This window comes from Kitasatospora sp. NPDC050543, from assembly GCF_044457565.1.
GTDB lineage: Bacteria > Actinomycetota > Actinomycetes > Streptomycetales > Streptomycetaceae > Kitasatospora.
Genome location: NZ_JBITGZ010000043.1, coordinates 14,069 through 35,198, shown reverse-complemented (window position 1 = coordinate 35,198; position 21,130 = coordinate 14,069). Strand labels below are relative to the sequence as shown.

General features: G+C 74.1%; 18 protein-coding genes and 1 pseudogene. 9 read left to right on the top strand and 10 right to left on the bottom strand.

Features of this window, described 5'->3' with window-relative positions:
- The first annotated feature begins 12 nt into the window (after positions 1 to 12).
- Positions 13 to 477: a YidB family protein gene (locus tag ACIBH3_RS32275; protein ID WP_396315659.1), complete on the top strand. Its 465-nt coding sequence runs from the start codon at positions 13 to 15 to the stop codon at positions 475 to 477.
- Between the two features lie 99 nt (positions 478 to 576).
- Positions 577 to 1,185 (top strand): SixA phosphatase family protein, encoded by a 609-nt coding sequence (locus ACIBH3_RS32270; RefSeq protein WP_396315658.1) that lies wholly within the window; start codon positions 577 to 579, stop codon positions 1,183 to 1,185.
- Between the two features lie 39 nt (positions 1,186 to 1,224).
- Here the strand turns inward: ACIBH3_RS32270 and ACIBH3_RS32265 are convergent, their stop codons facing one another.
- The 4 genes from ACIBH3_RS32265 to ACIBH3_RS32250 all read right to left on the bottom strand — a co-directional run bounded on the left by ACIBH3_RS32265 (position 1,225) and on the right by ACIBH3_RS32250 (position 6,954).
- The gene (locus tag ACIBH3_RS32265; protein ID WP_396315657.1) at positions 1,225 to 2,319 is read right to left on the bottom strand and encodes a C40 family peptidase; all 1,095 of its coding nucleotides are present in this window, start codon (positions 2,317 to 2,319) and stop codon (positions 1,225 to 1,227) included.
- Between the two features lie 34 nt (positions 2,320 to 2,353).
- Positions 2,354 to 2,836 carry a poly-gamma-glutamate biosynthesis protein PgsC/CapC gene (locus ACIBH3_RS32260; RefSeq protein WP_396315656.1) on the bottom strand — a complete coding sequence of 161 codons (483 nt, stop codon included), beginning with the start codon at positions 2,834 to 2,836 and terminating at the stop codon, positions 2,354 to 2,356.
- The gene (gene pgsB, locus ACIBH3_RS32255) at positions 2,833 to 4,386 is read right to left on the bottom strand and encodes a poly-gamma-glutamate synthase PgsB (protein WP_396315655.1); all 1,554 of its coding nucleotides are present in this window, start codon (positions 4,384 to 4,386) and stop codon (positions 2,833 to 2,835) included. Before pgsB ends, ACIBH3_RS32260 begins: the two co-directional genes overlap by 4 nt.
- A 96-nt stretch (positions 4,387 to 4,482) precedes the next feature.
- On the bottom strand, positions 4,483 to 6,954 hold the full coding sequence (locus ACIBH3_RS32250; RefSeq protein ID WP_396315654.1) for a HAMP domain-containing protein: 2,472 nt from the start codon (positions 6,952 to 6,954) through the stop codon (positions 4,483 to 4,485).
- A 319-nt stretch (positions 6,955 to 7,273) separates the two neighbouring features.
- Between ACIBH3_RS32250 and ACIBH3_RS32245 the strand changes: the two genes are divergently transcribed.
- The 3 genes from ACIBH3_RS32245 (at position 7,274) to lepB (ending at position 11,307) form a co-directional block, all read left to right on the top strand.
- Positions 7,274 to 8,287 carry a hypothetical protein gene (locus tag ACIBH3_RS32245; protein WP_396315653.1) on the top strand — a complete coding sequence of 338 codons (1,014 nt, stop codon included), beginning with the start codon at positions 7,274 to 7,276 and terminating at the stop codon, positions 8,285 to 8,287.
- 589 nt (positions 8,288 to 8,876) lie between these two features.
- Positions 8,877 to 9,923 (top strand): hypothetical protein, encoded by a 1,047-nt coding sequence (locus ACIBH3_RS32240; RefSeq protein WP_396315652.1) that lies wholly within the window; start codon positions 8,877 to 8,879, stop codon positions 9,921 to 9,923.
- A 130-nt stretch (positions 9,924 to 10,053) separates the two neighbouring features.
- Positions 10,054 to 11,307 carry a signal peptidase I gene (gene lepB, locus ACIBH3_RS32235; RefSeq protein ID WP_396315651.1) on the top strand — a complete coding sequence of 418 codons (1,254 nt, stop codon included), beginning with the start codon at positions 10,054 to 10,056 and terminating at the stop codon, positions 11,305 to 11,307.
- On the opposite strand, the gene ACIBH3_RS32230 is transcribed toward lepB, so the two are convergent.
- Positions 11,209 to 12,105 (bottom strand): LysR family transcriptional regulator, encoded by an 897-nt coding sequence (locus tag ACIBH3_RS32230; RefSeq protein ID WP_396315650.1) that lies wholly within the window; start codon positions 12,103 to 12,105, stop codon positions 11,209 to 11,211. The two genes, lepB and ACIBH3_RS32230, sit on opposite strands and share 99 nt — an antisense overlap.
- Positions 12,106 to 12,370: 265 nt before the next feature.
- Between ACIBH3_RS32230 and ACIBH3_RS32225 the strand changes: the two genes are divergently transcribed.
- Positions 12,371 to 13,297 carry a ketopantoate reductase family protein gene (locus ACIBH3_RS32225; RefSeq protein ID WP_396315649.1) on the top strand — a complete coding sequence of 309 codons (927 nt, stop codon included), beginning with the start codon at positions 12,371 to 12,373 and terminating at the stop codon, positions 13,295 to 13,297.
- Positions 13,298 to 13,492: 195 nt separating this feature from the next.
- On the opposite strand, the gene ACIBH3_RS32220 is transcribed toward ACIBH3_RS32225, so the two are convergent.
- A complete protein-coding gene (locus ACIBH3_RS32220) occupies positions 13,493 to 14,014 on the bottom strand; it encodes a cupin domain-containing protein (protein ID WP_396315648.1) in 522 nt (173 codons plus the stop codon).
- A gap of 132 nt (positions 14,015 to 14,146) precedes the next feature.
- Complete coding sequence (locus tag ACIBH3_RS32215) at positions 14,147 to 14,773, bottom strand: TetR/AcrR family transcriptional regulator (RefSeq protein ID WP_396315647.1); 627 nt, start codon at positions 14,771 to 14,773, stop codon at positions 14,147 to 14,149.
- A gap of 63 nt (positions 14,774 to 14,836) precedes the next feature.
- On the opposite strand from ACIBH3_RS32215, the gene ACIBH3_RS32210 reads away from it, so the two are divergent.
- The 3 genes from ACIBH3_RS32210 (at position 14,837) to ACIBH3_RS32200 (ending at position 17,211) form a co-directional block, all read left to right on the top strand.
- Positions 14,837 to 15,319 (top strand): SRPBCC family protein, encoded by a 483-nt coding sequence (locus ACIBH3_RS32210; protein ID WP_396315646.1) that lies wholly within the window; start codon positions 14,837 to 14,839, stop codon positions 15,317 to 15,319.
- A gap of 291 nt (positions 15,320 to 15,610) precedes the next feature.
- The gene (locus tag ACIBH3_RS32205) at positions 15,611 to 16,087 is read left to right on the top strand and encodes a hypothetical protein (protein ID WP_396315645.1); all 477 of its coding nucleotides are present in this window, start codon (positions 15,611 to 15,613) and stop codon (positions 16,085 to 16,087) included.
- 140 nt (positions 16,088 to 16,227) lie between these two features.
- Positions 16,228 to 17,211, top strand: coding sequence for a TIGR01777 family oxidoreductase (locus ACIBH3_RS32200; protein WP_396315644.1), 984 nt, complete (start codon positions 16,228 to 16,230; stop codon positions 17,209 to 17,211).
- Between the two features lie 85 nt (positions 17,212 to 17,296).
- On the opposite strand, the gene ACIBH3_RS32195 is transcribed toward ACIBH3_RS32200, so the two are convergent.
- The 3 genes and pseudogenes from ACIBH3_RS32195 to ACIBH3_RS32185 form a co-directional block, all read right to left on the bottom strand.
- Positions 17,297 to 18,520, bottom strand: coding sequence for an FAD-dependent monooxygenase (locus ACIBH3_RS32195; RefSeq protein ID WP_396315643.1), 1,224 nt, complete (start codon positions 18,518 to 18,520; stop codon positions 17,297 to 17,299).
- 371 nt (positions 18,521 to 18,891) lie between these two features.
- Positions 18,892 to 19,307, bottom strand: a pseudogene (locus tag ACIBH3_RS32190) (DUF2871 domain-containing protein).
- Positions 19,308 to 19,612: 305 nt separating this feature from the next.
- Positions 19,613 to 20,902, bottom strand: a complete 1,290-nt coding sequence (locus ACIBH3_RS32185) for an alpha/beta hydrolase family protein (protein ID WP_396315642.1) — start codon at positions 20,900 to 20,902, stop codon at positions 19,613 to 19,615.
- Positions 20,903 to 21,130: the final 228 nt, after the last annotated feature.

Here is a 21,130-nt window from a genome sequence, read left to right as displayed (position 1 = left end):
TGCTCGATACCGTTGCGCTGTCATCGGTCCGGTGGCGGCTGCCCGTGCTGTCCCCGGCCTGCTACCAGGAAGGTGATAGCCATGGCGGGAAACGACCTCGGAAGTCTGCTCGGCGGGATGCTCGGAGGCGGACACGGCCCGGGAGCCGGCAACCTTCTGGGCGCTCTGCTCGGTGCGCTCGGCAGCGGCGGCGGCCAGTCACTGAGCGGCCTGCTGCAACAGCTCCAGGAGGGCGGCCTCGGCGAGCAGGCCCGCTCCTGGGTGAGTACCGGCGAGAACCGGCCCGTCAGCGGTGCCGATGTCGCGCAGGCGCTGCCGTACCAGGAGCTCGACCTCGTCGCGCAGCAGGCGGGCCTGTCCCCGGAGCAGGCCGCCGACCAGCTGGCCGCCGTCCTGCCGGACGCCGTCGACAAGCTCACCCCGCAGGGTGAGGTGCCGATGGGGTCCTGGGAGGAGCTGATCGCCCGGGCCCGATAGGCACCGTCAGCGGCCGTGACGCGCGGCCGTCCGCCAGGCGGCGCCCGTCCGGGCACTCGCGGGCGCAGACTCGGCCGTATCGGGCGCAGACTTGGCCGTATGACGGCTGACGCACCCGAATCAGGAGTCACCGAATCAGGAGCCACCGAGCCCGAGCCCGGGCCTGGCGCGGTCGAGGCCGCCGAGCCCGTCGCTCCCGCGCGGCTGGTCGTGCTGCGGCACGCCAAGGCCGCCTGGCCCGACGTGCCGGACGAGGCCCGCCCGCTGGCCCTGCGTGGTCGCCGCGACGCCCCGGCGGCAGGCCGCTGGCTCCGGGACTGCCATCGCATCCCCGACCTGGTGATCTGCTCCCCGGCGCGCCGCACCCGCGAGACCTGGGAGCTGGCGGCGGCAGAACTCGGTGCCGACCCGGAGGTCCGGTACGAACCCCTGGCGTACCGGGGCGGCGCCGCCGAACTGCTGGAACTGCTGCGCCGCGCCCCGGAGGCCCGGCGCACCGTCCTGCTGGTCGGTCACCGTCCGGCCGTCCAGGAGCTGACCTTGATGCTGATGATGGACCGGACGGACGAGCCGTCCGCGCGGGTCAGGGAGAAGTACCCGACCGCGGCCATCGCCGTACTGGCGCTGCCGGGCACCTGGGCCTCGCTCGGGCCGGCCGCCGCGCTGCTCACCGACTTCGCCGTCCCGCGCGGCGACGCCGCCGGCTGAGGTCCGCCGCCGGGCGCGGCGTCGTATCCGTGGCGCCGGTCAGAGCCGCTTGGCGCTGCGCAGGCCCCTGGCGTAGAGGCCGTTGTCGTCCAGGCGGGCGGTGCCGCCCTTGTCGCCGAAGGTCGGGCCGTCGGCCTCCTCGCGGCTGGAGACGTACCGGGGGTGGCCGTCGGTGTCCAGGCCGAGGTAGATCCCGGTGTGGTCGAGCCGGGTGCCGGTGCGGGCGTCGATCTCGAAGAACACCAGGTCGCCGGGCTGCAGGGCGTCGATCGAGGCCGGCCGGAGGGTCACGTCCGATCCCGGGGCGGTGACGATCGGCAGCACCGGCACGCCCGGCCCCAGGCGCGCGAGGCCGTTGGCGCTGCGCGGTAGGCCGGGGCCGGTAGCGTCCTTGCTGAGCAGCGGGTAGCCCGCGCGGTACCCGTACACCATCCGGACGAAGCCCGAGCAGTCGAACGCGCCGTACCGGCTCTTGTCCGGCTGCTTCGTCACCTTGTCGGCGAAGGTGTACGGCGCGCCCAGGTAGTCGACGAAGTCGGTCTGCTCCAGCCGGTAGTCCTGGCCGAGTGAGCCGTTGGGGTTGATCGGGCCGAACGAGGCGTCACCGCGGAAGCGGATCCTGCGGGCGTCGCTCTGCGGCTCGGCGCCGGCCAGGTACTGGGTGGCGATCGCGAGGATGTCGTCGGCCTGGCTCCCCAGGTACTGCTGGAGCCAGGTGCGGAACCAGGCCTCGCCCTCGGCGCCCGCCTTCCACGGCTGCGGGAGCAGCCGCACCCAGGCGTCGCTGACGAGCGTGGCGGTGGTGGTGCCGGGCTCGGCGAAGGTCCGGCTCGGGCCGCTGAGCAGCGCCGTGCGGGCACCGTCGGTGAGGGTGGCGACCACACCGCCCGAGGCGTCCCGGACCACCGTGCGGTCCGGTCCGGACAGGCGCTCGTAGCGGTAGGCGGCCGGCGCGGGCGTGGCCGCCCGGGCGGCGGCCGGGGCCGGGGCCGGCACGGCGGTGAGCAGCGGGGCCGCGGCGAAGGGCGCCGGGGCCGCGTCGCGCCGCTGCAGTTCCACGGTCAGGTAGCCGCTGGCGGCCAGCAGCGTCAGGGCGAAGGCGCCACTGAGCAGGGACTTGCGGGAGACACGCATGGCTGGTTCCTCGGGGGAGCGGGGGCGGGCGGACTCAGGTGCCGGGCAGGGCGCCGAGCAGCACACCGGCGGTGAGGACCACGTAGTTGGCGAGGGTGACCGTGGTGGTCGCCATCAGGGTGGCGGCCTTGGGCTGGCGGACCAGCTGGTAGGCGATCAGGCCGGGCACGATGAAGCCCAGGGTCTGGTTGGCGTAGAGGGTGGGCAGCTCGCGCTGGAGGATCAGCATCACGCTCGCCTGGAGCACCACGCCGGTGAGCACGACGGCGGCGAAGAGTCGCTTGCCGTAGAGGATGACGAGCTGCTGGACCAGCCTGGTGACGAGGAAGGTGAGCACCGTCACCCCCACCACGATGGCCACCCGCTGGAGGTCCTCGACCAGGGTCAGGGCGAGCCAGCCGGGGGTGATCATGCCGCCGGGCGAGAGGTTGGTGGTCAGGTAGCAGACGAGTGAGAAGACCAGGCCGAGCGCGATGCCGATGGCGGCGATCTCGGGGGTGAGTTGGGTGGGGATCACTGCTGGTCTCCGTAGGGGTGCTGGTGCAGGTGCTGCTGCTGGTACTGCGGGTGTTGCGGGTGTTGCGGGTGTTGCGGGTACTGCGGGTGTTGCTGGTACTGCGGCTGCTGCGGGTACTGGTGCTGTGGGTACTGCCGGGGTGGTGCGGGATGGTGGTCCGGCGAGGCCGGGGCCGGGGCCTGGAGCGGGACGGTGTCCGTGAACCTCGGCCCGGCGGCCGGGGGTACGCCGTACGCCGGGCCGTAGGTCGCCTCGTACGTCAGCGCGTAGGTCGGCTCGTCGTACGAGGGCGATTGCCGCAGCCCGTCCCGGGTCCCGTAGCCGGCCTCGTCCTCGTACCCGCCCTGGTACCCGGCCGCGTCGTCGTCCTCGTCCGGGTCGAGGAGGGCCAGCTCCTCCAGCAGCAGCTCGCCCTGGCCGTGGATGTTGCCGATCGCGACCAGCGAGGAGTCGGGCCCCAGCTCGGCCAGCAGCTCGACGGTCAGCGCGGCCGGGTCGCGGCGGTCGCCGCCCAGGTCGACCACCCGGCCCTGCCAGCCGGCGGGAATGCCGTCCCGGGCGCTCCTGGTGGGGTGGCCGATCAGGAAGACCGTGTCGGGGTCGAGGTCCGGCACGATGGAGCCCATCTGGCCGTTGCGCTCCACCCGGTCCGGGCGGCAGTTGATGACGACGTTGAGCGGCCGGTGGATCGCGCCGAGGTCCAGCAGCTGCTGGACGTTCATCAGCGTCGACTCCGGGTCGTTCGCGGCGAAGACGTTGGCGAACCGCAGCCGCTTCCCGTCCTCGGTGCGGTAGCGCTCGACCGACAGCACGCCCGGGTCTGGGGGCGCCTCCCACATGCCGCGCAGCGCCGTCTCCCGCTCCACCCCGAGCAGCTCGGCCACGGCCAGGGCGATGGCCACGTTCTCCTTGAAGGTGAACCAGCTGAAGCCGCGCAGCTCCTCGTCGCTGACGGTCTCCGGATCGACCGCGATCAGTCGGCAGTCCCGCTTCGCCGCCTCCTCGCGCAGGATGTGCAGGCGGTCCCGCTCGGCGGTGACGCAGACGCCGCCGACCGGCATCGAGCGGGACAGTGACCGCGCGACGTCGTCCAGGGTCGGGCCCATCTCGGCGAGGTGGTCCTCCCGGACGTTGCACAGCACACCGATCGTCGAGCGGATCAGCTTGGTCTGGTTGACCTCCTGAAGCGCGGGCATCACCGCCATGCACTCGATCACCAGGGCGTCGGGGCGGTAGGTGGCGGCGCGGCGCACGATGCCGATCTGCTCGACCACGTTGGCGATGCCGAACTTGCGGTAGACCGGCTCCTCGGTGGCGTCCGGGTGGATGAACCGGGCCGCCGTGCCGGTGGTCTTCGCCACCGTCACCAGGCCGCCGCCCCGCAGCGCACCCGCGCAGAGCCGGGTGATGGAGCTCTTGCCCCGGATGCCGTTGACCAGTACCCGGGCCGGGATCTGGTGCAGGGCGGTGAAGTGGCGGCGCTGCTCGACGATGCCCGCGATCAGCAGGATCGTGCAGCACACCACCAGGACGACGTAGAGGAAGAGCACGGAGCGGGGTTCCTTCGGGTGGTGCTGGAGTCGGCCGGGGGAGTGGACGGCCGGGAGCGGGCCGGGGGCGGTGGGCGGGCAGGGCCGGGGCCGGTCCTAGGGCGGGCCGCTTCGCGCGGGCGCGTCCGCCGGGCGCCCGGCGGACAGCCGCCTGCCCCGCCGGTCCAGCCGCTGCCGGAGCAGCTCCAGGCTGCGGGCCACCGCCCCGACCTCGTCGTGGTGGACGGGGTAGAGGACGGTCCTGCGGTCGCCGGCCGCCAGCTCCTCGGCGGCCGCGGCGAGCCGGCGCAGCGGCAGACCGACCGCGATGTAGAGCCAGCCCAGGCAGAGTGCGGCGGCCGCGAGGCCGAGCATCCCGGCGAGCATGGTGCGCCGGTCGGCCCGGTTCTGGTCCAGGTGGAGCCAGGACACCGGCTGGGCGCTGACCACGGACCAGCCGAGTCTGGCGACCGAGCCGCTGCCGCCGAGCTTGGCGGCGGCCAACACGGCCGGATCCCCGCCGCCGCGTGCCACGTCCGCGCTCGCGCCCTTCGAGGCGTCCGCCAGGACCGACCGGGCCCGGCCCTCGGGCAGCTCGCCGAACGAGCTGAAGCCCTGGTTGGCGGCGAGGATCCGCTGCCGCTCGTCGAGCAGCCAGACGTGCCCCAGGCCCGCGCGGTCCAGCAGTCCGACGAGGAAGTCGAGCTTGAACTCGCCGACCAGCACCGGACCGTTCACCGCGGGCGTGCCCGGCGTGGGTGCGGAGGCCGTCGAAGGGGACGGCGTCGGGGTGGCGGTGGCCGGCGCGGCGGCGGCGCCTTCGCCGGCTGCGGCGTCGGACTGCTCGCCCAACGCGGCCCGGGCGGCGATCTGCGGCTCCTTGCCGGAGGTGTTGAGGAGCAGGACACCGTCCGGTCCGACCGCCCCGGCGCCGGTGTGCCGTGGGGCTTCGCCGGCCTTGGCCAGGACGGCGCCGGCGGGGCTGAGGAGGTAGAGCGAGCGGTAACGGCCGTGCTCCGCGAGCGCGGCCCGCAGGACGGCCTCGGACGCCAGGGGGCCGGTGTCACCGGTGTCACCGGAGCTTCCCGCGCCCGCGCCCGCACCTTGGGTCGCGCCGACGCCTGCGCCCGGGGCCGTGCCCGTGCTCGGGGCGGCGCCTGTGCTCGGGGCGGTGCCCGTACCGTCGCCCAGGGCCCGGCGGAGGGACCTCAGGTCGGCGTACCCCTCGTTCAGGGCCTGCCGGACCCGGTCGGCGGTGCTGTCCGTGCGGTCCCGCTGGGCGGCGACCACCTGCTGCGGGACCCGGATCGAGTCGTTGTTGCCGCCGAGCAGCAGCAGCGGTCCGGACCAGCCCAGCACGACGGCGGCGCAGAGCGCCAGCGGCAGGGCGATCCCGGGTCGGCGCAGCCGCCGGCCGGCGCGCCGCCGGGTGCCGTCGGACGTCGGCCCGGGCGTCCGGCCCGGGTCGAGCAGCTGCCGCCTGATCTCCTCCAGCGCGCGGGTGATCCGGCCGGCCTCGCCCCGGTTGGGGCCGGTCACCGGCTGGTCGAGCCGCTCACCGCGGGTCAGTCGCCGCGATTCCAGGAAGAGCTGGAGCAGCGGACGCTGGAGGGTGCGGACGAGCAGCCCGCCGATCAGCAGGGCGAGCAGCAACAGGGTGCCGGCGGCGGCCAGCCCGAGCAGGGGGTGGCGCAGGCTGCCCGGCTGGCGGTCCACCGTGGTGCTGGACACGACGGTGAGCCCGAGCGGCGCGGCGAGGTCCCGGGTCCCGCCCACGGCGGCGTAGCCGACGATCCGGCGGACGCCGTGTGGGTCGGCGGCGCCGGTCAGGCTGCCTGAGGCGCTCTCCTCGGTGCCCGGACGGGGGCCGGCGGCCCGCTGCCGGGCGGCGCGACTGCGGGCGTCGGCGACGATCCGCTCATCACCCTCGGCGCCGAGCTGCGGGCCGGTGCTGTCCAGCACCCGGCCGCCCGGGTCGAGTACCTCGACGGTCTGGGTCTTGGCGGTGGAGAGGCTCGGCAGGCGCAGGTCGTCGGAGGCGACCAGCAGCGCCCGCCCCTGCGCCTTGGTGGCCACCAGCGCGAAGACCAGCAGCCGCGGGCCGCTCGCGGAGGACGTCAGGACGGGGGCCGGCGCGGTGTTGGTGATCCGGCCGAGGTCCAGCCCGGAGAGCGGGACGGTCTCGCCCTGTGCGGCGAGCAGCTGTCCGCTGCCCGGCCGCACGACGACCGTCCCACGCCACTTCTGGTACGCCTGGCCCAGCGTCGCCAGCACGTCGTTGGGCCCGGCGGGCGCGGCGTCGAAGCCCGCGGCGGCCCGGCGCAGATCGGTGGCGCTCTCGTTGACCGCGGCCCGCAGGGCGCCGGCGCCGTCCTCGGCCGTGTACTGCTGGGACTCCCGGACGGCCTGCGGGGTGGAGTCCAGGCGCAGCCCGCCGACGGCGACGGCGGTGACGGCACTGACCGAGACCAGCAGGAGCAGCAGCAACGCGATGGGCGGACGGATCCCGCCGAGCAGTGGCATGTCCGCCCGCCTGCGGTAGCGGTGCTGCCGGTGCATCCGGGGCGGCCGGGCGGCGGACGTGCTCACGGTGGGGACCTCACTGCCGGGCGGTGGCGGGTGGCGGGTGGCGTGCCCACTCCGGTGCGGCTCGCTGCGACGCCGGTCGCAGTGATACTGGTCAGGACCGTTCGGGAGGACCGGTCAGGCTGGGTTGCTGGGGTGGGGTTGCTGGGGTGGGGTTGCTGGGGTGGGGCTGGCAAACCTGTACAGCGTATGGATCGATCGGCCAGGATCGATCTCGAATCGGTCTCGTTTAGGCAATGTTTGAGACATTCGCGTCCTTGAAGTAGTAGAGGGCGATCCGCCGGGGTGATCGTCGTACTGCCGGGCAGGTAGGTTCTCGGGAATGGAGACACGGGGTTCGCGACGCGGCGCACTGCTCGCCGCCGCCCTGCTGGCCGCGCTCGCGGGGATGCTGACCGCCCTGCTGCCCGATGCGGGGAGCTCGGGTCGTGCCCGGCCCCTCGCTGACTCCGGGCACTCCGGTCAGCCGGCGCGGACGCCTGCGGACGCCGACGCGGGCCCGCAGTCGTCCGACCTGGCGAGCCGGGTCGACGCGTACACCTCACTGTTCAGCGCGTCGGCGTCGTACCGGATCCCGGACGCGGCGCGGCGCCGGGCGCTCGCCGACGGCGTGACCCAGCTGCTCGACAGCCGGCCCGAGCAGGCCGCGCGGACGGTGGAGCGGGTGGGCTACCGGCTGTCCGAGTTCGTGGACCAGGGGTCGGGCCGGCGCGTCGCCGAGATCGCCGACGCGTCGCCGCAATCGGCTGCCGAGCGTGGCTGGGGGCGGGTCTACCTGGATCTCTCCGCGAAGACGTCCTGGGTGGTGCAGGTGCCCCACCCGGTCTTCGACAGCCGTACCGAGGCGCTGGGCGTCGAGCTGTTCCGCGCGGCCCCCGGCGGCGTGTTCGTGCTGGCCGGCGCACACCGCAAGGCCGGCGCCGACGGCTCGTCCGACCCGGCGCACCGGACGGACACGGTCTTCGCCGCGGTCATCGAGGCACTCGCGGGCCGGGGCCTGCCGGCCATCCAGCTGCACGGCTTCGACGAGGGCAGCCTGCCCGGGCAGGACGCGGTGGTCTCGGTCGGCACCGCGGCGCCCGGTCCGGCCGCCCAGCTCACCGCGGACGGCCTGGGACGGGCCGGCTTCGCGGTCTGCCGAGCCTGGCGGGACAGGTGCGGGCACCTGGAGGGCACCACCAACGTCGAGGGCCGGTTCGCGGCGGACCTGGGCGTGCCGTGGCTCCATGTGGAACTCGCCAACGCCCTGCGCACCGACGCGCAGCAGCGGTCGCGGGTGGCGGCGGCGCTGGCCGCGACGGCCCGCTCGTGGAGCGGCGCGACGGCCGCGTCCTGAGCGCTTTCGCGCGGCCCGTCCGGCTACTGATGAGCACCGTCGTCGGGTCGTCGGCGAAGAGGGCGAGTGGGCCCACGGCGGCCGCCAGCAGGCTGATGATCATCATGACCCGTACGGGTCGTGGAGTTGCCCATCGCGCTGCGGTAGTCGCGGGCGCTCAGGTGGAAGGTGGCGGCGAGGTCCAGGAGGTGAGGTCCAAGAACCGTGCCGGACTCTGTGCGGCGGGCTGAAGACGCGCCAGGCTGCCCGAGAGCGTGCCGGTCGTCCTGCGGGTTTCGGCCTGCGGCGTCGTCAGGTCCGGGCGGGTGTTGCGCGTCCCGGCCCTGTCCGCGTCCTGCCCGGTGCCGGGTCCGGTACGGGTCGGCGGGCGAAGAACCGGGGATCATGAGATACAGAATTCATGGCATCTTATGATGAACTGTCACCAAATGGCCGTCAGGAGCATTCGGCCCGGTCCGCGGCCGGCCCGGCCCTCCAAGAGCGCGCCGGGGTGGGGCCTCCCGTTCGGCCAGTGCGCCCGGGGCGCCCTGTGGCGCCCGTCGGGGCCACCGCCTCGGGCTGCCGCCGCCGCGGCAGGGCGGACAGGTCCGTGCGGCGCTCCGGCGTGGTACGCCGGGCGGCTGTGGTCGTGGCCGTGGCGGCGCTCGGCGCGGGCGGCGCCGGTCTGCCCTCGGCCGCGCTGACCGCGCCGTCCGCGCCGTCCGCGTCGGCACCCTCTCGCGCCTCTTCCGTGCCCCGCCCGCAGGCGCCCCAGCCGCAGGAGCGAGGGCTCGGCATCCAGATGCCCGGCATCTTCGGGTCGCTGCCGGGTGCCTTCGCATGCGGCGACTGCAAGGCGTCGGGCTGGCCCATCTGCTTCCCGTTCATGCAGTCGTGTGCACTGCCCGGCGGCCGGCCCCCCGCCACCACCACACCGCCCGCCCTGCCCACCACGCCGCCCACCGCACCCATCGCGGGGCGCACGCTGGCCTGGTACGAGGAGTTCGCGGCGCCGCTCACCCCGGGCGCCCGGTGGGTCGCGGACCGGACCAGCGCGTACCGGTACGGCAACCACAACCCCGACGACGACAAGCTCGACTGGCTCAACCCGGCCAACGTCACCGTGCTCGGCGGGGTCGCGACCTTCACCGCGCGCCCCGGCTCCCATACCCTGGAGAACGGACGGAGGTCCTGGGACACCGGTCTGCTCACCACCGAAGGGTCCCGGGAGGGCTTCCAGGTGCGCACCGGCGACTACGTCGAGACGCGGGTACGGATGCCGTACGGCCTCGGTGCCTGGCCCGCCCTGTGGACGTGGAAGGGCTCCGGCAACGAGATCGACTCCTTCGAGTACCACCCGGACCACCCCGCCACGCTGGAACTGTCCAACCGCCTGGGGGCCACCGGCAAGTACCTCACCGACCCCGCGCACATCGCCCCGGGGAAGTGGGTCACCATCGGCACCCGCTACGGCCGCGACTCGGTGGACTGGTACGTGGACGGCGTCCGCGTGCACTCCGACCGGGTCGGGGTCCGCTCCACCTGGTCGGCCTACCTGATTCTCAACCTCTCGGTCGTCGCGGGCCGGTACCACCCCGCACCCCCCGCCGGGGCCCCGATCGAGTTCAGCGTCGACTACGTGAGGGTGTGGCGCTGAGGTCGGACGCCCGGACGGCCGGGCGGCGGGGCCCGGGCCGCGTTTACCGCGGCCACACCCCGCCGGCGCGATGATGTCCCGGACACGAGCTGCGCGGACGTGGCATGTCCGTCGTGGACCGGGAGACGACATGGGGGAGCCGTTGAACACTGCACGCTCAGGCGCGGGCGAGTCACCGGGCTCGGCGGACCGCGCCGCGGATCCGGTGGCCGGGCTCGGGTATGACGGAACGTCGGGCGAGCGGGGGTCGGCCCCCTCGGTCGGCGTGGCGGACCCGGCGGAGGGCACGGAACCCGTAGCCTCGGCGGGCCGGGCAGCCTCGGTGGACGGGGCGGCTTCCGCGGATCGGGCTGCCGCCGAGGCGGGAGCGCCAGAGGGCCCGGGCGAGGACCCGCACGACGACCCGGACGGGAAGTCCCGTCGGGCGAGGACGCAGCGCCCCCTGTGGAAGGAGCTGCCGGTCCTGGTCGTGGTCGCCCTGGTGCTGTCGGTGATGATCAAGACCTTCCTGGTGCAGCCCTTCTCCATCCCGTCCGGGTCGATGATGAACACCCTGCGGATCGGCGACCGGGTGCTGGTCGACAAGCTGACGCCGCACTTCGGATCCGGGCCCTCCCGCGGTGACGTCGTGGTCTTCCGTGACCCGAGCGACTGGCTGCGCGGGGAGCCCGGCGGGCACCAGAGCGGCAACAGCGTGCTGCGCGGCGCCCAGGACGCCCTCAGCTGGCTCGGCCTGCTGCCGTCGGCGAGTGAGAAGGACCTGATCAAGCGCGTCATCGCGGTCGGTGGGGACACCATCAGCTGCTCGGGCACCGGGCCGGTCTACGTCAACGGCAAGCCGCTCGACGAGCCCTACCTCTACCCCGGCGCGACGCCGTGCGGCGACCAGAACTTCGGGCCGCTCAAGGTGCCCGCCGGCTCGCTCTGGATGATGGGTGACCATCGCAACGACTCGAGTGACTCCCGGTATCACATGGACGAGCCGGGTGGCGGAGCGGTGCCCGAGAGCGCGGTGGTGGGCCGGGCGATCGCGGTGGCCTGGCCCCTCACGCACGGGCGGACCCTCCCGGAGCCCGACACCTTCGCGCAACCGGGCATCGGCGCCGGCGCAAGCCCCCGAGGCAGCGCCGGGGATGGTGCCGGTCATGGCGACGGGGATGGCGACGGGGATGGCATCCAGGTCTCGGGGCCGGCCGTGCCCGTCCCCGCAGCGGTCGGCCTGCTCGGTGTCCTCCCGATCACGCTGCCGTACCGGCGGCGACGGGGCGTGGCCCTCACCCGCCGTTCACGGCCGCTCGGTGCAGCTGACGCTGACGGTGTCGGCGAAGGTCCGGGCGAGCGGGCTGAGGGTGTCCCACCGGCGGACGGCCCAGCCCACCGGTAGCCGCGGGAGGTCCGGGATGGGCACGAATCGCAGCGGGCCGCCCTCACCGACGGCGTGGTGGTCGGGCAGGGCGGGCACGATCGCGTGCCCGAGGCCGAGCTCGGTCAGCAGGATCGCGGTGTCCCAGTCGGCGACGCTGGGTTCGGAACTGACGTGGACGCCCAGTTCCGCGAAGGCCGCGTCGAGGTGGGCCCGGGAGGAGGAGTTCTCCGGGAGGCGGATGTGCCGGATGTCCGCGAGCTCGGCGGCCTCGACCTCGGCCAGCCCGGCGAGCGGGTCCTCGGCGCGGACGGCCAGCACCCAGGGCAGCTCGACCACCGGGCGCTGTTCGATGCCGCGCACCGGCGCACCGATGGTGAGCCAGGCGAGGTCGATGCTGCCGGCCGCGAGCGCGGCGAAGCACCTGCGGCTGGAGCTCTCCGTCTGGAACTCCAGGCTCACGTTGGGGGAGCGCCGGCGGAAGGCGACGACGGCCTCGGACATGAAGTGGCGCACCGTGGTGGCCCCGGTCATCACGCGGACGGAGCCGACCTCGCCGCGCACCAGCTCCTCCACGCGGCGCAGAGCGAGATCGAGCCCGGCGATGCCGTCCGCCGCCGCCGCCTGGAGGACGCGTCCCGCCGGGGTGGGCACCACACCGCGCGGGTGACGCTCCAGCAGCCGGGCACCCGTTTCCCGCTCCAACCGCTTCACGTGCTGGCTCACCGCGGACTGCGTGCAGGAGAGCTCGCGGGCGACGGCGCTCAGGCTCCCGCTCTGGCACACGGCCACGAAGACGCGGAGGTCATCAAGGGTCATGCTGCCAAGCTATCGCTTGGGTCAGGGCTAGGAAACCCTAGGATTGACTTGCAGTCAGATCCTCGCCGATGATCGCAGCAGGGCCCAGGGCGGCAACCCGTCCCCCCTCCCCGCAGCGGTCCGGACCGCAGCCGGGGCGAGGGGCGGGTGTCGACCCGCTGAACACCATCTGCTGAACACCGGCTGCTGAACGCCGGCCAAGACCTCCGTTGCTCACCCGCCGTCGACCGCTCCCGCGCCGATCCGTGCGAAAGGACCGCCCTCAGTGCTCTCCTCCCTCTCCGGCGAAGCCTCGCCGCGCCCCTGGACCGTTTCGGTGCTCGGCCCGGGAGGTGTCGGTGGCCTGCTGGCCGCCGTACTCTCCCGCGCCGGACACCGGGTGATCTGTGTGGCCGGAGAAGCCACCACGCAGACCCTGCGCGGGAACGGCATCCAGGTGCGCAGCGGCCAGTTCGGCGACTTCTCCGTGAAGGTCGAGGCGGACACCGAACTGCGGGAGCCGGTCGATCTGTGCCTGGTGGCCGTCAAGCACACCGCCCTCGACGCCGCGCTGGAGCGGGTACCGCCCGGCGTCCTCGGCGACGCACTGGTGCTGCCGCTGCTCAACGGCATCGAGCATCCGGACGCGCTGCGCGGGCGGTACGGCGCGGATCGGGTGGCCGCAGGCGTGATCCGGGTCGAGTCGACCCGTACCGCGCCCGGCGTCATCGAGCACGGCAGCCGGTTCACGGAGCTCGACCTGGCCGGGGCGTCCGGACGGCTCGCCGCGTCGGCCGCCGTGCTGGAGGCCGCGGGGGTGACCACCCGCGTACTGGAGGACGAGCGCGCCGTGCTCTGGGCCAAGCTGGTCTTCCTCGCGCCCTTCGCCCTGCTCACCACCAGGTACCGCCTGGCCATCGGTGAGGTGCGGACCGAGCGGCGCGAGGAACTGGTGGCGCTCGTCGCGGAGGCCGCCGCGGTGAGCCGGGCCTGCGGTGTGCCGGCCGACCCCGCACAGTCCCTGGCGCGGTACGACTCGTTCCCGGCCGGCGGCAAGTCCTCGATGCTGCGCGACGCGGAGGCCGGCCGTCCGCTGGAACTGGACGCGATCGGCGGCGCGCTGCTCCGGGCGGCCGGCCGGCACGGCGTCCCCGTCCCGGTCGCCACGCGGCTGGTGGCCGAGCTGACCACCGGCTGGCCGACCACCGGCTGACTGCCTCTGGCTCGGAGCGTTGCCCGGTGCGGGGCGGACCGGCCCGGGGCGAGCGTGATCGGGCGTCGCCGCATGGCCGGCGAGTGGTCACACCCGACACGGCAGCGGTCCCGCCCGGTCGCGAGGACCGGACGGGACCGCAGGACCGCCCAGGAGCCGGGCTCGTGGGCGGTCAGCTCCCCCCGAGTGCGGGAGTCAGGCCCGGGCCTCAAGGGCGGCGCGCCAGACGGGGCTGTCCACGTAGTGGTTGTCGAACTGCTCCGAGGAGGCCGCGATCTCGCTGGGCGGCGTCTCGCCTCGCATCACACGGCCGAGCAGCCGCAGGTAGTCGAAGCGCTCCATGCCCGGGGTGAAGACGAACAGCACGTCGGCCGTGCAACCGGGAGCGGCGGCGAAGGCGTGCGGGGTGCGCGGCGGCACCGCGAGGAAGTCGCCCTCGCCGAGGACGGTGATCTCCTCGCCGACCAGGACCTGAAGCGACCCGCTGATGACGAAGAAGAGCTCCCACGCCTTGGCGTGGAAGTGGGCCGGCGCGCCCACGGCGCCCTCGGCGAAGGTCGAGCGGTAGCTCGTCAGGGCGCCCTGGGTGTCGGCGGAGTCGGCGAGCAGGGTCATCGTGCTACTCGGGTCGCAGCAGGTCTCGGCCTCGGCGCCGCGGGTCAGGACGGCCTGTGCGGGGATCTGGGCGCTGCCGGTCTCGGCGGTGGTGATTTCCATGATCATGAATCTATCGGATGGTCCGATCCATGATCCAGCGAGATTCCGATTCGCGGGCCGGAGCACATCCGACCGACCATCAGGCCGCGTTGCTGAACACGGTGTTGCCGACGAGCCGTTGCCGACTCTCCGTCAGTGTGCCTCTGTGCCGGGCGATGTCGCCGGTCCGGCGGGGAGCGAGCCGAGCAGGGCGGCGGTGCACTCCTCGGCGAGGTCCTCGGCGTGGGCGGGGAGCGGCCCGCCGGCCCGCAGGTGGCGGCGTACCAGCGAGAGCGGCAGGTCGATCACGGCCAGGGTGACGCACTCGGCGGCCTGGGGGCCCTCGGCGCCCAGGGCCGCGGCGAGGGCCGCGAGGGAGGCGCGCACGCGTTGATTGCCGCGGTCCGCGCGGCGGACGTGCTCCTCGGACCAGTCGGCGCGTGCGAAGTCCTCGGCGCCGTAGAGCAGGAGGGCTGCCTCCTCGGGGTGGGCGCGGCTCCAGGAGACGACGTGCCGCGCGGCCGCGCAGGCTGCTCGCCGCGCGTCGTCGTCCGTGTCGAGTGCCTCGAAGTAGCCCTCCTGGAAGCCCTCGACCGTCCGCAGCCACACCTCGGCGAGCAGCGCGCTCCGGCCGGGGAAGCGGTGGTACACCGAACCGCTCGGCGCCCCCACGGCCTTGGCGACCGCGGACATGGTCACCCCGGCCGGGCCCGACGTCGCGGCCTGGCGCACGGCGGCGTCGAGGAGCTGATCGGTGTCGAAGCGGGGTGGTCTGGCCATGAGCTGGAGAGTACTCTGCACAGTATTGGAGAGCATCCTCCAAAACTGGTCCGGGGAGGACTGATGGGCGTCTACAACGTGCACGAGCGACTCTTGGCGGCGAAGCAGCACGAGGTGGGGGTGCTGATCGACACCCTCGCGAGCAGCGACGACGAGCTGTGGCCACGCCGGGACTGGCCGCCGATGGCGTTCGACCGACCGCTGGCCGCCGGGGCGGTCGGCGGGCACGGCCCGGTCCGCTACACCGTCGCCGCGTACGTCCCCGGCACCTGGGTGCGGTTCGCCTTCACCGGGCCGCGCGGCTTCCACGGGTTCCACGAGTACGCCGCCCTGGCCGTCGATGAGGAGCACACCGCGCTGCGCCACACGCTCGCCATGGACAATCGCGGTGCGGCCCGTCTCACCTGGCCGCTGCTGTTTCGGCCGCTCCATGACGCCCTGCTGGAGGACAGTCTCGACAGCGCCGAACTGGCCTGCGCGGGCAGGCCGGCGCGTCCGGCGCGGTGGAGCCCGTACGTACGGTTCCTTCGCCGCCTCGCGCGCTGATCGGCGGCACGCGCGCCCGCGCCTGCGCCGCACCACAGGGAGTGCGGCGCGGGCGCGAGCGCGCTCAGGAGCCCTGCACGCCGCCCGAGGGCCGAACGGGGCTGCTGCCGCTCGGTCCGGGGGCGTCGGTCGACGGGTGGGCGTGGCGTCCTTCCCGGTGGTGCTGAGGGCGGGGTCAGCGTGGTGCCGACCTCGCCCTGGCGTGGCACGGGATCATCCTGCTGTCGCTCCCGCCCGCTCGGGCGGGCCCGGCCCGGCGGCCGAGGTGCGGCAGAGAGCGAAGGAGCAGGCATGACCAAGTCGTTGGACGATCTGCCGGTCGCCGGGTTCGTCGCCCAGGAGGTCGACTTCTCGGCGCTGTTCGACCGGCTCTCGGTGAACGCCCGGACCACCATCAACGACGCGGTGATCACTCCCGCCGTGGACGCCGAGCGGTTCCCGTCCAGCGGGCAGTTCTGCTCCGTCACCGTCCTCGGTCACTCCGACCGGGTCGACACCCCGGGACTGACCTCCGAGCAGCGCCGCGCCCAGGAGCTCGGCGCGAGTCTCGATCGCGCCAAGAGCGCGGCCAACTGGGTCTGGGAGCAGATCACGCTCGGGCTCACCAATGCCGGCGTGATCCCGCCGGCGACTCTGCCGCTCGCGCAGAACTTCGACATCGCCATCGCCCCCTGTGGTGCGGCGGACCTCATCCACACCGTGCCGGCCGGCGAGGCGGAGCGGGCCGAGAACCGGCGGGTGCAGTTCCTGGTCTCCAGCTTCACCTGACGCCCGTTCGCCTTCGCCCACCGTCGCGTGGTGACGGCCCGACTGTCGTACCGGTCACATCGACCGCACCGTCTCGCCTTCCAGCTTTTGAACACGTTCATATCTGGGCTAGGCTCGCCCCCGAGCACCAAGGGGGACCGATGAGGATTGTCATACCCGGTGGAACCGGGCAGGTCGGCACGATCCTGACCCGCGCGCTGAGCGCGGCGGGCCACGAGGTCGTGGTCCTGACCCGGACGCCGAAGCGTGACCACGAACTCCGGTGGGACGGCAGGAGCCTCGGCCCCTGGGCCGACGCGATCGACGGCAGCGACGTCGTGGTCAACCTGGCCGGGAGCACCGTCAACTGCCGTTACACACCGGCCAACCTCCAGGCCATGATGGACTCGCGCGTGTACTCCACCCGGATCGTCGGCGAGGCGATCGCGGCGGCGGCCCGGCCGCCCCGGGTCTGGCTGCAGATGAGCACCGCCACCATCTACGCCCACCGCTTCGACGCGCAGCACGACGAGCGGACCGGCGTGATCGGCGGCACCGAGCCGGGCGTCCCGTCGTACTGGACGAACAGCGTCGAGATCGCCATGGCGTGGGAGCGGGCCCAGGACCGGGCCCTGACGCCGGACACCCGCAAGGTCGCCCTGCGCTGCGCCATGGTGATGAGCCCGGACCGCGGCGGGGCCTTCGACCTGCTGCTGCGGCTGGCGCGGTCCGGGCTCGGCGGCCCGATCGCGGGCGGCGCCCAGTACATGTCCTGGATCCACGACCGGGACCTCGTACGCGCCGTCGAGTTCCTCGTGGCCCGGGACGACCTGGCGGGGCCGGTGAACCTGGCCGCTCCCGACCCGCAGCCCCAGCACGCGTTCATGCGGGCGATCCGAGTGGCCCGGGGCATCCCCGTGGGCCTGCCCGCCACCCGGTGGATGGCCGAGATCGGCGCGTTCGTGCTGCGATCGGACACCGAACTGCTGCTGAAGAGCCGTTCGGTGGTCCCCGGTCGCCTGCTGGAGGCGGGCTTCGAGTTCGAGCACGACCGCTGGTCCGACGCGGCGCAGGACCTCGTCCGGCGGATGCGCGGTCGAGCGGGGACGGGCAGCGCGGCCCCCGCGAGCCGGCCGGTGCGCTGACCGACCGGGCTGCGCTGGGCCCGTCGCCGGGCCGGGCCGGGCCGGTCCGGAGGGGCGGGCGAGGCCGGGCGGGTCCGGGCCGTGGTCACGCGTCCGGGCCGGCCTCCGGCAGCGGGGTGTCCCAGTCGAGCAGCCGCAGCAGATCCTCGCCCACCCGCTCGGCGGGACGCTCGGAGTCCCGGGCCGGGGGCGCGGCGGCAGCGGGTGACGGCGACGGTGACGGCGCCGCCGCTCCCGCCGTGCCCCGGCTCGCGGTGAGCTGGGCGCTCACGGTGATGTTCCGCTCCGCCCTCGGCCTGCGGAGCAGTTCGTAGCGCTCCAGCGCCGCGGTGGGCGAGTCGGCGTCACGCAGCGCCTTGGCCAGCACCACGGCGTCCTCCAGCGCCATCGAGGCGCCCTGGCCGGTGGCCGGCGAGGCGGCGTGCGCGGCGTCGCCGATGAGCACGGTACGGCGGCCGCGCCAGCGGGTCCCGGGGCTGAGGTGCAGGGCGTTGGTCACCATCAGCCGGTCGGCGGTGGCGGCGACGATGTCCGCCGCCGGCGTGCGGTCGGGACGGAGCAGCGGAACCAGCCGGGACCGCCACTGGGACGGCGTCGTGCCGGCCGCCTCCTCGGGCGTCACCGCCGGGCCGGGCACCCGCGCGAACCAGAAGGTCTCCCCGGTCGGGGAGAACGCGTACCCGAACGCGGCGCCGCTGCCGCGGACCATGGTGATCCGTTCCGACGGCTCGTCCGCCGGCGGCTCGGCGTCCGTGGTGTACCCGTAGAAGACGCTCTGGCCCGCGTAGTCCGGTCGGGGCGCGCCCGGGTCCAGCTGCCCGCGTACCGTCGAGTGCAGCCCGTCGGCTCCGACCAGCAGGTCCGCGGTCGCCGAGGTGCCGTCGGCGAACGCCGCGGTGACGCCCGTCGAGCTCTCGGTCACGGTGACGAGCCGCGCCGCGTGCCGGATCGGGATCCCCCGCCGGTGGACCTCGCGCCGGAGCGCCGCCCCGAGGTCGGCGCGGCGCAGGCAGCGGTAGCGGGTCAGCGCGTGGTCGCGCTCCCCGAGCGGCACGGTGGCGAGTTGCCGGCCGCCCTCGTCGATGACGCTCATCGTGGTGAGGGGGAACCCGAGTTCCGCCACCGGCTCCGCCGCGTCGAGCTGGGCGAGCGCGCGCATGCCGTTGCTCGCCAGGGTGAGGAAGGCACCGATGTCCGCGCCGGTGTCGGGATGCGCCTCGGCGACGCTGACCTCGAAGCCGGCCTTGTGCAGTCCCAGTGCGGCCGCCGAGCCGGCGATCCCTCCACCGATGACCAGGATCCGTGACATCCCCTGCTCCCTCCGGCCGGGCCACGACCGGTTGCACGGGCGGCGGCTGCCGACCGCGTCCCCAGCCGACCATAGCGTCGACGGGTGGCCGGCCTCGGCCGAACCACGCGATTGCCGGGGCACGGGGTGGCGCCGTCCGGATGGTCCTGCGCAGTCCGTCCCCAGGCGCGCGAGGAGATCCGGTGAGTGAACGTCAGTAGCCGGTCGTGGTAACGGTTCGGGCGACACCCGGGAACCTCTTCTGCGCGGACCGGGACAGGCATCCGCTCGACGTCGACGGCTGCAGGGGTGCCCGGTGCGGCGCCCGGACAAGGGCGCGTCGGGCCCGACGCGCTCGGCCTGATGCGCCCGGGGCGCCGCGTGCGGCGGGCTCAGGCCGAGGTCTCCACCGGCTCCGAGTCCGCGGGTCCCGTCCTCGCCGACTCGTTGAGCCGCTTCCCGAGCAGGACGAACAGCAGGATCAGGCCGACCGTGAGGACGATGTGGCCCAGGCCGGCGATCATCGCGACGCCCTCGGGGACGTGGTTGCCGAGCACCGTCTGGGTGCCGCGGAAGAGCATCATCAGGACGGTGATCGCTATGCCCGCGTTGTAGAACCAGAAGAAGTACGTGAACTGTCTCGTTCCGGACAGCTGGACTGCTTGTCGAGGGCGAGGACGATCAGGAACCCGAGCATGCCCAGTGCGAGCAGGTGGGTGTGGACGGCCGACAGCTGGGTGTCGCCCTCGAACTTGTTGATCTTGGTGATCTCGCGGTAGTACAGCCCGGAGATCACTCCGAGGATCATGTAGACATGTGCCGCGTAGTAGGACTTCCGCATCTTCGCGCTCGCTCCCAGGTGATCAAGTACGGTGCCGGCGGGGGTAATTGAAGCACCTCGGGCGGGCCCCTGCACCGGAGACCGCCCAAGCCCGATCCGCCGGCCCCGGCCGCCGCCTCGGCTGCGCTGCCCCCGCCCCGGGGTTCGCCTCGGCGGGTGGTCCCTGGTCACGCGCGAGCCGAGCGCCGTGTGGCCGGCGTGCTCGATGTGGCTGCCGGGGATCGCGAGGCGGGCGAGGCTGCGCGGTGCGGCGCTTCGGTGCCGGCGCGGTGTCAGTCCACGAACCGAGCCTCCGGGTAGCAGTCCGAGGGGGCGTCGAGCAGATGGTCGTCCCGCTCGCGCAGGTGCAGGTCGAAGAAGGAGTCGAGATAGGCCCGCTGCGCCGCGAAGGAGCGGGCCGGGTCGATGGTGCCCACGTTGCCGGTCACGACCTCGTCCGGCAGGCCGTCATCCGCTCCGAGCTGGGGCAACTGCGCCTGCAGGTCGGTGTAGGAGTAGTGCGCTGCGGCCGGCAGCTGGACGTTGCGGTGCCAGCCCCGCAGGTTCTGCCAGAGCGGAGCGTGGGCCGGGTGACGGTGGTCGCCGATGGCGCTGCTCATCAGCAGGAACGGCCGGTCGAGGCCGTCCTGGACGACGCTGCCGATCGGCTCCCCGGGGCCGAGGACGAATCCTCCGTCGAGGTCGGCGGCCGCCTTGACGCGCGGGTCGTCGTGCATGACCTGCGCCGCGGTCGCGCCCCCGATCGAGTGGCCGAACATGCCCGTCCGGGACAGATCCAGTGCGCGGGAGAGACCCGCCGGGAGCGGCCGGTGCTCGGCGTCCGGGTTGCGTCCGGCGTCGACGGCCGCCAACTGGTCCAGGACGAACCGGGTGTCGTCCACCCTGACGTCGAGCAGCTTCTGGAGCGTCGCGCGCTCCGTCGAGAGGTCCAGGGCGGCCACCCGGCCACCGGGGAACTCGACCGCCGTCGTCTCGTAGGTGTGGTCGATGCTCACCACCAGGTAGCCCCGGCTCGCCAACTCCTCTGCCAGCACCGTGCCCATCCCGCGCGGGACGTTCCTGCCCGGTGAGTAGAGCACCACCGGCAGCCCGCCGTGGCGGCGCTGCACCGGGACGCCCGGCTGCGCGTGTGTGCGGGTGCCGGCCCAGTCGGCCGCGTCGAGCGGGATGCCGGGACCGCCCTGGTCCGCCGGCTGCGCGGCCATCGCTCCCCAGGCACCGGCCGTGCCGGGCGGCAACTGCGGTGCCGGTGGCCGCCCGTGCACCGGGCGGGCGGGGTACCAGAGGCTGACCATCAGCTCCCTGGAAGGCTGCTCCGGCCGCCAGGGATCGGGCCGGGACCGGTCGACCAGGTGGAGATCGGTGATACCGACCCGATACGGGCCGCCGGGGGAGGGCAGGGTCATCGCGGTGGGCTGCCGGGAGGCCGCCTGCGCGGCCTGAGCGGTGGGCAGTCCCTGCGCCGGCAGCGCGTGGGCGGCCGGGACGGCGGCGGAGCTCAACAGCCCGGCGAGGGCGAGGCCCCGGACCCAACGGCGGATGCTCGGATGTGTCGAAGTCATGCCTGCACGCTACGAAGCCGACCGGCGCGGCCACCTCCCCCGCCCGAGGGACAAGGGCTCGTCGTGAGGATGACTTCCGGCGCACCACTCTTTCACCGGCGCCCGGCGCCCGCCGGGTGACGGCTCGTCGGGCAACCTCACCGCCGACCTCGCGGCGACTCGCCGTGCCGTGCCGCGTGACACCGTCCGCTGCTCCGCCGTCCGCTGCTCCGCGCCGCCCACGTCGTG

Coding starts and splice junctions, on each gene's coding strand:
- ACIBH3_RS32270 (WP_396315658.1), top strand. CDS start 577: ATGACGGCTGACGCACCCGAATCAGGAGTCACCGAATCAGGAGCCACC.
- ACIBH3_RS32265 (WP_396315657.1), bottom strand. CDS start 2,319: ATGCGTGTCTCCCGCAAGTCCCTGCTCAGTGGCGCCTTCGCCCTGACG.
- ACIBH3_RS32245 (WP_396315653.1), top strand. CDS start 7,274: ATGGAGACACGGGGTTCGCGACGCGGCGCACTGCTCGCCGCCGCCCTG.
- lepB (WP_396315651.1), top strand. CDS start 10,054: ATGGGGGAGCCGTTGAACACTGCACGCTCAGGCGCGGGCGAGTCACCG.
- ACIBH3_RS32230 (WP_396315650.1), bottom strand. CDS start 12,105: ATGACCCTTGATGACCTCCGCGTCTTCGTGGCCGTGTGCCAGAGCGGG.
- ACIBH3_RS32220 (WP_396315648.1), bottom strand. CDS start 14,014: ATGGAAATCACCACCGCCGAGACCGGCAGCGCCCAGATCCCCGCACAG.
- ACIBH3_RS32215 (WP_396315647.1), bottom strand. CDS start 14,773: ATGGCCAGACCACCCCGCTTCGACACCGATCAGCTCCTCGACGCCGCC.
- ACIBH3_RS32210 (WP_396315646.1), top strand. CDS start 14,837: ATGGGCGTCTACAACGTGCACGAGCGACTCTTGGCGGCGAAGCAGCAC.
- ACIBH3_RS32205 (WP_396315645.1), top strand. CDS start 15,611: ATGACCAAGTCGTTGGACGATCTGCCGGTCGCCGGGTTCGTCGCCCAG.
- ACIBH3_RS32200 (WP_396315644.1), top strand. CDS start 16,228: ATGAGGATTGTCATACCCGGTGGAACCGGGCAGGTCGGCACGATCCTG.
- ACIBH3_RS32195 (WP_396315643.1), bottom strand. CDS start 18,520: ATGTCACGGATCCTGGTCATCGGTGGAGGGATCGCCGGCTCGGCGGCC.
- ACIBH3_RS32185 (WP_396315642.1), bottom strand. CDS start 20,902: ATGACTTCGACACATCCGAGCATCCGCCGTTGGGTCCGGGGCCTCGCC.